This is a genomic window from Wenzhouxiangella sp. YN9 (assembly GCF_056324165.1).
The window spans coordinates 171,568-182,541 of record NZ_JBJNIP010000091.1 but is presented as its reverse complement, the minus strand read 5'-3'; the positions used below and the strand labels follow the sequence as shown (position 1 = coordinate 182,541).

8 protein-coding genes are annotated in these 10,974 nt (G+C 59.8%); all 8 read right to left on the bottom strand.

The genetic code is table 11. The features are described from left to right. Nucleotides 1-223: 223 nt before the first annotated feature. Nucleotides 224-1,441, bottom strand: a complete 1,218-nt coding sequence (locus ACEWQ0_RS08045; protein ID WP_476482632.1) for a hypothetical protein — start codon at nt 1,439-1,441, stop codon at nt 224-226. Then, nucleotides 1,438-2,250, bottom strand: a complete 813-nt coding sequence (locus tag ACEWQ0_RS08040) for a hypothetical protein (RefSeq protein WP_476485027.1) — start codon at nt 2,248-2,250, stop codon at nt 1,438-1,440. Before ACEWQ0_RS08040 ends, ACEWQ0_RS08045 begins: the two co-directional genes overlap by 4 nt. Nucleotides 2,251-2,409: 159 nt before the next feature. After that, nucleotides 2,410-3,687 carry a dipeptidase gene (locus tag ACEWQ0_RS08035; RefSeq protein ID WP_476485026.1) on the bottom strand — a complete coding sequence of 426 codons (1,278 nt, stop codon included), beginning with the start codon at nt 3,685-3,687 and terminating at the stop codon, nt 2,410-2,412. A 589-nt stretch (nt 3,688-4,276) separates the two neighbouring features. Continuing rightward, on the bottom strand, nt 4,277-4,417 hold the full coding sequence (locus tag ACEWQ0_RS08030) for a hypothetical protein (RefSeq protein WP_476482629.1): 141 nt from the start codon (nt 4,415-4,417) through the stop codon (nt 4,277-4,279). A 200-nt stretch (nt 4,418-4,617) separates the two neighbouring features. Further along, nucleotides 4,618-5,619 carry a hypothetical protein gene (locus ACEWQ0_RS08025; protein ID WP_476485025.1) on the bottom strand — a complete coding sequence of 334 codons (1,002 nt, stop codon included), beginning with the start codon at nt 5,617-5,619 and terminating at the stop codon, nt 4,618-4,620. A 31-nt stretch (nt 5,620-5,650) separates the two neighbouring features. Further along, nucleotides 5,651-6,538 (bottom strand): bile acid:sodium symporter family protein, encoded by an 888-nt coding sequence (locus ACEWQ0_RS08020; RefSeq protein ID WP_476485024.1) that lies wholly within the window; start codon nt 6,536-6,538, stop codon nt 5,651-5,653. A gap of 217 nt (nt 6,539-6,755) precedes the next feature. Continuing rightward, a complete protein-coding gene (locus tag ACEWQ0_RS08015) occupies nt 6,756-8,435 on the bottom strand; it encodes a DUF885 family protein (protein ID WP_476485023.1) in 1,680 nt (559 codons plus the stop codon). A 9-nt stretch (nt 8,436-8,444) separates the two neighbouring features. Further along, complete coding sequence (locus ACEWQ0_RS08010; RefSeq protein ID WP_476485022.1) at nt 8,445-10,589, bottom strand: S9 family peptidase; 2,145 nt, start codon at nt 10,587-10,589, stop codon at nt 8,445-8,447. Between the last annotated feature and the right edge of the window lie 385 nt (nt 10,590-10,974).

Below are 10,974 nucleotides of genomic sequence, written 5' to 3'. Positions count from 1 at the left end.
CTAGCCGAAGGCGAGCCGCCCATTCCAATCGAAGACGAGAAGTCCGTCAGCAACCGGGTTGACCAGATCAGACAGCAGCAAGCCGCAAAGCCTGCCTACAAACCACCACCCGACCACCCCTGGAAGCGAGCCTACCCCGACCGCATCACATGAAAACGAAGGGGACATTTCTACTTTGGAGAAAAGGGGACATTTCTACTTTGGGTTGACAGCAAACCCAGGGCTATGGAGAATCCGGGCCGGCACTGGCATAGAAGGCTCGGGTTCGCTCGAATAACGGGCCGAGCCTGAGAATATAACGCTCCTCGTCCACTCGCTGCAGGTCGAAAGGATGTGCGGCGCCCGGCGACAGACTGCGCCAGTATTCAGGAACGTCCAGGTCGCTCAAATCAAGCGTGGGAAGGTCAGCGTCAATCGGCTGGAATTTTCCCGGCGCTTCCATGATGTAATCAGCAGTTTGCGGACTGGCGGCTGTCATTGCCGCCACGCGAACCGAGAGCGGGTGAGCAAGCAGGCCAACGCTCGCGCCGAGCAGGAGCGCCACAACCAATCTTTCACGTAAAGGGGCCGGGTGCGACAGTATCGCGCCGGCCAAAAACACCACGCCTGCAGCCAGCGCCAGCGAACCAAAATCGGGTGACCACAGTGGGCGAATCGGCGCCAGCGCCACGAAGTGAAGCGCCGCGGCCAGCGCCAGCACCGCCGTCAGCACAAGCATGATGATCAGCGACCGGAAGTTCAGCAGATCCACCGGCGCGTCGCCGGGGCGCGCCTTGGGCCGCTTTCTGGAAGGCTTGGCCATGCCCAGACGCCCCCGAAACCCCAGCGGCCGATATTCAACTTCGATACCGCGGCGCTTAAGGTGCTGGATCAGGGGATGTGACTCGGTCAGCTCATGCAGGCGCCCGCCCGATCTGAAGGCCATCAGGTCGGGCCGCTTCAGCGGCTCGCCCACTGGGTCCCATAACAGCAGCGCCATAGCGTACTCCTGCTGGCCGCTTTCAAGCACCAGCGTGGTGTTGATCCAGCTCTGGGCTTGCCGTGCACTCACGTCCGGTCGCTGGACAACGGCACGGTCAATAGCCGTCCAGGGCAGTTGCCAGTCCTGCCGCAGCCAGCTATTCGGGCCGTGATGCCGATGGGGCGAGCAACGAATGCCGTTTGCATCAACGATCAGTTTCGATTTTCTGGCCAGACCCGCGACATGGGCCAGCAGCGCGCTCAGCGCGATGATGCCCACAAGCGCTGCCGCCAGCGCCCAGACGGGCTGCTGCTGCAGGTCTTTGAGCATGGTCTCGGTCAGGCTTTCAGACCCCAGCGTACCCAGGGTGATCAGCACCGCCAGCGAACCGGCAACAATCCACAGGCCGCGCCGCATGTTGACGGGGCTGAGACGATAGCGAAACCGGGTCGGCAGGGTCGAATCTTCCGCCAGGCTCATTCGCCGCTCAGATCCCAGGCGTCCAGCCATTCGACAGACTCGAGCTTAAAGCCCGCTTCCGCGGTCAGGCGGCGATGAAAATCGGGCAGATGGCCGGCGCCGTAGAACAGCGCCAGATTGCGAGCACCCTTACCCAGTTCGCGGTCAAGAACCGACAGCGCCTTGCGGTTACGCTCGGTGATCAGCACCGAGCCGTCCTCTTGGCCGAGCAGCTCCAGGACGCGCGCCTGATCGACCAGCGACTCGGCCATCATGCGCTTGAAGGCCAACTGCCGATCATCGGCCAGCAGCACTTGCAGCATCTGGGCCTGCTGGGCGGCCGCGCTTTCGGTCACCGCCGAGGCGGCCCACATCTGCAGAAAGGTTCCGATCCAGCTTTCATTGCGGCGCTTCATGCTGTCGTCGAACTCGGCGACCGTCATGTCGGCGTGCACAAAGCGGGGGTGATCGTAATCAATCTGCTCGAGCTGGAAGCTGAGCCCGAGCGCTTCTTTCATGCCGCCCTGCATCAGCCCGACCAGATTGAGCCCGATGCCTGCCGGGCGCTCGCCGCCCTTCGGATCACCCACCAGTTCGTAGAGGACAACGTCATAGTCATCAAAGCGCCGCTGCAGACTCTCGAAATACGCGCGCTCGGCCACGTGAATGGCGCCGACAAGATGCAGCGCCCGACCCTGAGCGTCGCGATAATGCGCCAGCGCCACCTGCAGGGACTTCGGCTGGCCCGACTCGTCTTCGACCAGGCGCATGAACTGATCGGGCACCTGGGCCCGAAGCGGGCTCACGGCCGCCAGGCTCAGCGCCAACATGGCCAGAGCCACAAGCCGGCACGCTGAGGTGCCGGGCCGCTTCAGGTCACTGGCTGCGCCAGCTGTCTGTCGGTCTGGTCGAGGCTTTTCCATGGGCGGCTCCGGGTTCAGATCATTCCCGCATCGACCCGAACCGGCAGCGGCCGGCCCGGTCGAGCATCAAGCATCCGTTTCGACAAAGTCGCCGAACTTGGCGTCCGAGGCCGGTCGCTGGGCCCGCAGCCGCTGCGAAACCTCCTCGGCCTGGCGCAGAACGCGCATCAGATTCTCGCCGATGATTCCCTTGAGCTCTTCATCGCTGTAACCGCGCCGAATCAGCTCGGCCAACAGGGCTGGATAGGTGGAGACATCCTCCAGGCCTTCCGGGGTCGATGAAATACCGTCGAAATCTCCGCCGATGCCGATATATTCTGCACCGATACGATCACGAATATAGTCGATATGGTCAGCCACATCGACCAGCGTCGCTTGCGGCCGGGGATTGGCATCGAGCCATTCCTCCATGCCGGCCTCGACGCGCTCGACACTTTCGGGATACAACGCCTCAAGTCGGGCACGCTCGCCTTCCTGACGGGCGCCCCACTGGCGAACGGTATCGTTGATGAAACCGGGCACGAAAGTGACCATCACCACACCGCCGTTGTCGGGCAGCTGGTCGAGCACCTCGTCGGGCACATTGCGCGGGTGCGCGGTCACGCCCTTCGCCGAGGAGTGTGAAAAGATCACCGGCGCGGCGGTAACTTCCAGCGCATCGTGCATGACCGCCGGGCTGACGTGCGAAAGGTCCACCAGCATGCCCAGGCGATTCATTTCGCGCACCACCTCGCGGCCGAAGTCGGTCAGGCCACCGTGGCGCGGCGCGTCGGTTGCTGCATCCGCCCAGTCATGCGACTGCCAGTGCGTCAGCGTCAGATAGCGCGCGCCCAGGCCGTAGTAGGCGCGCAGGTTGGCCAGGGAGTTGTCCAGGGTATGGCCGCCCTCCAGGCCGAGCAGGGAGGCGATGCGTCCGGCCTCGAAAGCACGCTCGATCCCGGCAGCCGTCGTCACCCACTCCAGCTCGTCATGGCGCTCGATCAGGCGGCGCGCAGTATCGATCTGCTCGATCTGGACCTGCACGGCTTCCGGGCCGACAAACGCCGGATCGACGTAAACCGACCAGAACTGACCGCCGACCCGGCCGGCGCGAAGCCGCGGCAGATCAGTATGCATGGGTGGATCAAGCTGGGTAGTATCACCGGTGAAATCAATGCCTTCGAGCCGATTGTCGGCACGCACGCGGTACTGCCAGGGCACGTCGTTATGGCCATCAATCAAGGGCGTCGATTCCAGCAGAGCCACGGCGCGGCGGTACTCGGCCGACGTGTCTTCGGCCTGAACCGTAGCGGCGGCTACTGCGACCAGCGCGGCCACACAGATCATCATGATATTTCGCGTCATAAGCTTGCCTGTTTGGAGATTTGCAGATTTTCTGAAAATCGCCGGCACGAGCGAAGCCGCTGGTGCGGGCGCCGGCCAGACAGTTTAACCGACCAACGGGCCCGCGCCCATGTGCTGGATGGCATGCCCGATTGCCGGGAGCCCTCACTGGCCCCACAAACTGCACCGACCACCCCTGAAAGCGAACCCAGCCTGACCGCAGATTGAATACTGAAAGAGGCTTTTCTACTTTAGATTGACACTTACGTGCTCGACGTCGGTGTGCCGGCTTTGATCACAGGCACCTCCCAGACTCAATTTGACCTCGTCTCTTTCTTTGTTAGCGTCACGAGCGTCGGCTCATGACCGGCAGGCATCAAGGGGTAAACACAGCTTTGTGGAAGTAAAGCCAAGAAACGCCTGACTTCAATCATGCTTGCAGCGTTTCTTCTTGCCATGGCTGCCCCAACAACCAGCTTGGCAAATAAAGCGAATTAGAACTTCCGCACCGAATCAGCCACACAGGCGCAAGACATCCTGGCTTCATACCAGGGTGCCCTGGGGGGCATCGTAGCTGGCAGAGGTGTGACCATCCCGATGTCGTCCTGGATCAGTCGATGGGAGGCGACGGGGAATTCGACACACTGGAATCAAGTTGCATGGTGAGCGCCACGGTGGGCATTGCCGGCGGCACGAAAGTGCCCATTTCAGCCACGGCGGCCACATCCAGCGAGGCGATAGACATGGTCATGGTCGCGCCGGGTCACTGCTCTCCAAATTCCCCGGCCTCGATCCTCGCTGATGCGCACAACGGAGTCAAAGTAGCGCACCATACCGGCGACGTTAACCGCCGCCGGTATGCTCATCACCCTGACTTGCCGAGCCCTGCCCGACTTTTGCCCTCTGAAGATGTGCGTGTGCCCGCCGGCCCCGGCACCACACGTCGGGGTCTCAATGCAAGGTGCAGATCACATTAATGCCATTACCGTCAGTGATTCTGGACGTGCACGAATACCCACCACCGCTCAAAGTTTGGGTCAGCCTTCGAATGAACCGGGTATTAGGGGTATCGAAATACATCTCGATGCCATCAAATGGAGCCACGGGCGAGATGCCGCTCGGATCGTTGGGGTCTTCAACAGGAATCTCTGCGCCAGCGTCATCCCTGATCTCCAGTTCCGACCAACTCGAGAAGTCTGGTGACAGCGTTATCTGGAGGGTGGAGCCGGACGGATAGTTGACCTTGATTACAAGCGGCAGGGAACGCAGGTCACGGTTCGGATCGACCTGCAAGTCATAGCTCAGTATTCCTAGGTTGATTGATGTCTGCGTAGAGATCTGTGAAGTGGTTCCCAGAAAATTCTTCAATAACAAATAAGTTCTCAGGCCACTTAAAAAGGCCGAGCTGAGCCTGCCGGACTCCAGGTCGCCGCCAACCGACTCGCGACCGCTCGGGGCCCATCCATCCACGCTGTCCCGGCCGATTGAAACGAACACCACTCCCGAGTTCTCGACTGCCTCCGCGAAAGCTTGCAATTCCTGCGTGGACATCGACTGCCGGTATGCAGTAATCGTTACCCTGTGCTCTCCCCGGAGATCGTCGAGAACAATTGTCCGGAGGTAATACCGAGTTTCGTTTGTGCTGCTGTTGGTGACGTAGACTTCTGTATACGGCTGTGGCACCTGTAGCGCTCGATGATGAAAATCCTCCTCGGTGACGCAAGAGTCACAGATGTCCCACCAAGCACCCGGCTCGTTTGCCCGAAGATCTGTCAAAGCTGCCAAAACGCAAGCCATAGCAATGAAAATTCGCAAGCCCATTTGAAAGCCCTCCTGCTGGATGATGAAGATCGAAACATTGAACAACGCCCTATATTTCAACCTTACCCCCCAGATTTCTTTGTCAAATGCTGCACCAGACCAGACGAGGAAACCCGGCAATGCCGGCTCCATCAAAAGACCCTGCTTGTGGATGTCCCCCGGCCTAAGCAGAAGAACCGGTTAACTTCCGCGCTTCTTGCGCATCCGTTTTCCTGAATGTCAGCACAAACAGGATGCAGAGCATCAGGGCAATCGGGGTATTCATGATCATCGGCAAGGACATCTCGCGGCTGCCGATAATGGTCACTGCGATGAAAATTGCCGTGCCTTCCTGTCGAATCATGTGCTCGATGCAGATCGCCTTGGTCTGCGCCATGGTCAACCCGAACTTGCGCGTCAATGCGAAGGCAACGACCAGCGCAATCAGGTTCATGCCGAGCGTGATCAACACGAGGTCGCCGAGGTGAGCTTTCAGGACCGCCACCTGGTCTGCCAGAATGAAGCCGAAGGCGACGACGAGCACGGCGGTCGCGAGAAGCTTGACTGGCCCCTTGAGTTTCAGCGCGATCGACTCCTTGAAGGTTCTCAAAAGCAGGCCGAGCGTGGCGGGTATCAAGGTGATACTGAATACCTTCCAGACAAAACCAAGCAGAGGAACATCAATGCTGGTTTCCATTCCCAGAAAATGCAGAACGGCAAAGTGCGCATAAAACGGGATGACCAGAATGTAGACCATGCTGATGACAATCGTCAGCGACAATGACAAGGCCAGATCGCCCTTGACGAAGTCTGTCATCAGATTGGACAGCATGCCCCCAGGACAGGTCGCCAGCAGGATGAAGCCTACGGCCAGCTCCGGTGATGGCGCAAACAGATAGGCCATCACAAGTCCGACCAGGGGCGGAACGATGAGCATGCTGGGCACGCCGACATACAGGGCACGCCGGTCGGTAAATACTCGCTTGAAGTCGTCAATGGTCAGGCTCAGGCCGATCGACAGCATGATGAACCACAACGAACCGGGCAAGAATATTGTATCGATAAGTTCCACGGGCCTTGGCCTCCTGGGTTTACGGTTTTAGCTTTTTCGCGACCCGGTGAAAACGTCCGCAACATCCGGGGCAGGATGGTCAGCCCGGCAGCTCCCTGGCCGGAGTCGCGCCTGCGGCTTTGGCTGCATCATCTCGGAGCGATTGATCGCTCCTGGCGACGTGCGTATATGCGCAGCACCCCAGGCTGAGAGCCGTTGCGGCCGTTGGTACAAAACCCTAGTCGGCGGGCGGGCGTTGGTCTGGATCGGCAAAATACTCCAGCTTCTGCAAAGCGATGGGAACGTTGCCATTGCGCCAGACAAAGTCGTGAAACGCCTGGATACTGAAGTCATCGCCTTCTCTCATGCGCGCTTCAGACATGAACTCGATCATCTGCAGCTTGCCGATCTGGTAGCTCAGGGCCTGCCCGGGAGTGGCGGAGAAGAACACTGCCTCATGGAGCGCGGTTGGCCCGTCCATCGGAACCTTTGTTTCCAGCACTTCAGCCGCCTCTTCAAGGCTGTAAATCCCTAGCGCGAGCTTGACGTCCACATCCACACGCAGGGCGCGCAGGCGCGAGAAGTTGTAGATGATCTCGCGTGTCTTCGGCGCATCCTCGAACAGGCCTGCCTGAAGCATCATTTCTTCGGCGTAGAACCCGGTGCCCTCATTGGCGCCCGAATCATAGTAATGCCGACGCAGAGGATTGGGATGAGCCCAGCCAATGGCCAACTGCATGTAGTGACCGGGCACGCCCTCATGAACGATAACCGGGCGCGGGTCCTGGGTAAACGTGGTGTTGAAGTAGCCCATGTGATCAGAAGGCTCGGGGATATAGACCGTTGCGTTCTCGTCGAGGCGATCAGGAGATGTGAGATCGAACGTTCGTCCCAACCAGCCGATCGGCTTCAAGTAAGCGGGAAATGCCTGGGCGCTGTAGTGACCAACCTGATTGCCGATGGACAGGACTCCCCTGTCTTTCAGAAAGGCCCGAACCTCGAGCTCTCGGCGGTCGACGTCGGCGATGACCTGGCTGATGTCGGTACGTCGGTCAAGAGGCGCTTCACTCTTGTTGCGCTGCTTCTCGAGAGCCTCGAAGGCGACGATCCTTGCCCACTCCTGCTCGCCCATACGCGCGATCTCCTCGGGCGAATAGGGATACAGCGCGACCTCGTTGAGAAAGAACTCGTAGCTTTCACGGCCCACGGCCGTTTTCTGAGGCAGGCTGCCGACGGCTTGCTCAAGAAACGCTTCGTACTCGGCAAAGGCGGCAATGGCTTTCTCGGCGCTTGCCCTAAGGCTCTGGGCCTGTTGCTTGTCGGCAAACGGAGCCAGCCCGTCGACCATGCCGTGGAGACTGTGAGGAATCCGCCGAAGCTCGGGAAATGTTGCCCGGACAAATGGCCCGCGCATGTCCGTCAGGTTCTCTTGTGCCGCTGCCAGTGTGGCTGGGGCGTGATCGAGCAGGTGGATCACCTGTCGGATGCGGCTGGCATCGACCGGTGGCGGTGGAAGCAGAACCTCGAAGACGGGCCCCAGCGCCTGTTGCACGTAGAATCCCGGCTGTCGCTTCCAGGCCGCAACGTGATCAAGCTCCCAGCGGACGCGAGCCAGAGCCGAGCCCACCAGTCGATAGTCGACTTCCTGAGCTGCCGTCCTCTCCTCTCCGGCAAGCGCCTGCCAGCGCTGCTCCAATGACTGCAGCTTGTCGTAGCGCTTGGCAACTGCTTCGGGAGACCAGTCGGGCGTGAAGGAATCCGGGCGCACAATGCGCGGAATATCGTCTGACGTGGCCGGCTGCGTCGCCGCTCGCCACGCCCAGAAATCCGCCCCCAGTTTCTGCACATCCGCGGTCACCCCGAAAGCAGCCAGGAGACACACGACCGCAACAATGCCTTTGCAAGCGTTTATTCGCATCGAGTTGTCCTACTGTGTATCCGGTTTCAGATGACGATCGAAGAAGTCCAGCATCTTGCGAAACGCAAACCTCGTCTGCGTGAGGTTGTCCACATCCCAGGCATGACTGCTGCCGGGAATGGTGACCAGCTCGAAGGTCTTCTCGTTTTCCATCAGGCGGTCGACCAGATCCAGGGTATCGCCGTAGAGCACAACGACATCCGCATTGCCGTGGATGATCATCAGATGATCTTCCAGGCCCGCGGCATGGTGTTGTGCCGCCTGCATCTTGTAGCGCTCATAGTTGTCATGAACCGTGTGGCCGAGCGTCCACATCTGGCCTGGATAGGCGTGCCATACATTGGAGGCTGGCGCACCGGCAACCCCTGCAGCATAGAGCCCGGGCTTTTTGAACAGCGACATCAGCGTCATGAGACCGCCATAGCTCGAGCCCCAGATTCCGACTCGATCCGGATCGACCATGCCCTTGTCCACCAGATAGCGGACACCGCTTTCCAGGTCATCGATATCTCTGACGCCGTAACCCGCGAGCAAGCGCTGACGGAATTCCTTGCCCTGGCCCCAGCTGCCGGCCACATCGACGTTGAGGATGATATAGCCGTGCCTCGCCAGAGCCTGGTCAAGGCCCCATGTCGGGTGAGCGTCACGCCCGCCCCACTGGGCGCGTACGGCATTTGAGTAAACCGAGCCGACAATCAGCGGATATTCTTTGTTTTCGTCATAGTCCGGCGGCAGAATCATGCGGGCGACCACTTCGGCCCCGTCCACATGGCTGTCGAAATGTATATAGCGCACTTTTGCCCACGCATGGTCATCGAATTCCGCCAACGGGGAATCAGTGATCTTGCGGCTGCTTACTCCATCGCTGAGCTTGAGCAAGTACAGATCAGGCGGAGTGACGTCATTGGAGGCGAGGTCGACGGCATGGGCGAAATCCGGGGAAAACGTTGGCGCATGCGTACCCGGCATCTGGCCGACGGCTTCGGGGGTCCCACCCTTCATGGCGATCCGATAGAGCTGCCGTTCACCAGGATGGTCGCGGTTGGCGGTGAAATAGATCTGATCATTCTCGGAATCCACCGCGAAATCTGCCACCTCCCAGTTACCCGTGGTGATGCGCCTGGGTTTCTGGTCCGGCTGCGGCTTGTGAAAAAGGTGGTACCAGCCTTCGCGGTCACTGACAATCACCAGGCCGTTGTCATCCGGCGCCCAGGCGGAGGACCAGGCCGGATCAAGCTGCCGCGGTTCGTGTTCTTCATAAAACACCGTGGCCTGCCCCGACTTCGCGTCGTAAATGCGGATCGTGCGCGTCTCCAGAAGAAACGTCGAACTGTCGACCATGAGTTTCTTGCCACTGGCTGACCACTCGAAGCTTCGAATGGGATTCTCCGCCGGATGCTCGACCCATAGGGGGTCGGCGCCTTCGGCAGCGACCAGGCCGATCCGGTAGCGGCCGGTATGATCGCCTGGAAAGGCACGACTCAGCTTGCGTGAGCGATTCTTTCCGTCTGAGTAATAGGGCACTTCACGAAGGGGCACGCTGGTCATGTCGGCTTGAATGAAGGCAATACGCTTGCCATCGGGAGACCAGGCGTGACGAGCGATGAACTGACGTTCAAAGGGCAGCTCGACCAGACGCCGGCTGCTCTGTTCAGCCACGGAATAAAGCCACAGATCACCATTGCGCACAAAGCTGAACGCACCACCGTCCGGGGCTGCTTGCAGTTGTTCTTCTTTGGCGGGCGTCTCCGTCAGGCGGGTGATACTGCCATCGCGTGCACGGATATAAAGGTCGCCATCGAGCACGTAGGCAAGAGCACCGTCGGCAAGCCAGGCAAAGTCGGTAATACCGTGAGCATTTTCCACATAACGGGCGTCCCCGGAAAGGCGGGTGAGCCGGATGGGCGCGTCTCGATCCAGGTCATGGAGCCAGAGATCGCGGAAGTCATAGCCTTCATCGTTCCACAGGTAGGCGAACGCCTGCCCGTCTGCCCGCCACTGGACGTTTTCCGGGGCGGTTCCGATCAAGTGAGGCAAAGAATAAAACCGCGTGAGCTGTTCTTCCGCCTGCGCTCTTGTCGTTTCAGCAAGTGTCGGCCCGCTGACAACCATCAACAGGACCACCAACAGACTCAAAGCATAATGTCGCATCATGGATTTTCCTGAAATGCCTCACTCATCTGGATCTACTTCGGTAACGAACAGGCACACCAGCAGTGCCTGACCGCATGTCTCGCCCGCGCACTCTTGAACTCCCGAATGCGGCCAAAAACTCTAGCACAACGCTCCAGCCATGTCCAACCAGATTCACATGAATATAATCCCATATCCCTGCACTGCAATGGCCCGCAGCGCAACGGCTCAGCTCACGGCGACGCGACACCATAGCCCCGCGTTAATGTGAACATGGGGCTGAATGTGGTTACAATGACTCCGCGCAGACGAGCTGGTCTGCCTCGGTCCGGGAAGGCCCTTTTTGGACGGGCCAGCCGTTCCGGAAGCACTCGCGCGTTGCATGGAGCGCAATTACGCTTGCCAC

Bases quoted from the DNA above. Each gene is read 5' to 3' on its own strand.
- ACEWQ0_RS08010 (WP_476485022.1), bottom strand. From the start codon at position 10,589: ATGATGCGACATTATGCTTTGAGTCTGTTGGTGGTCCTGTTGATGGTT.
- ACEWQ0_RS08025 (WP_476485025.1), bottom strand. From the start codon at position 5,619: ATGGAGCCGGCATTGCCGGGTTTCCTCGTCTGGTCTGGTGCAGCATTT.
- ACEWQ0_RS08015 (WP_476485023.1), bottom strand. From the start codon at position 8,435: ATGCGAATAAACGCTTGCAAAGGCATTGTTGCGGTCGTGTGTCTCCTG.
- ACEWQ0_RS08035 (WP_476485026.1), bottom strand. From the start codon at position 3,687: ATGACGCGAAATATCATGATGATCTGTGTGGCCGCGCTGGTCGCAGTA.
- ACEWQ0_RS08040 (WP_476485027.1), bottom strand. From the start codon at position 2,250: ATGTTGGCGCTGAGCCTGGCGGCCGTGAGCCCGCTTCGGGCCCAGGTG.
- ACEWQ0_RS08030 (WP_476482629.1), bottom strand. From the start codon at position 4,417: ATGACCATGTCTATCGCCTCGCTGGATGTGGCCGCCGTGGCTGAAATG.
- ACEWQ0_RS08045 (WP_476482632.1), bottom strand. From the start codon at position 1,441: ATGAGCCTGGCGGAAGATTCGACCCTGCCGACCCGGTTTCGCTATCGT.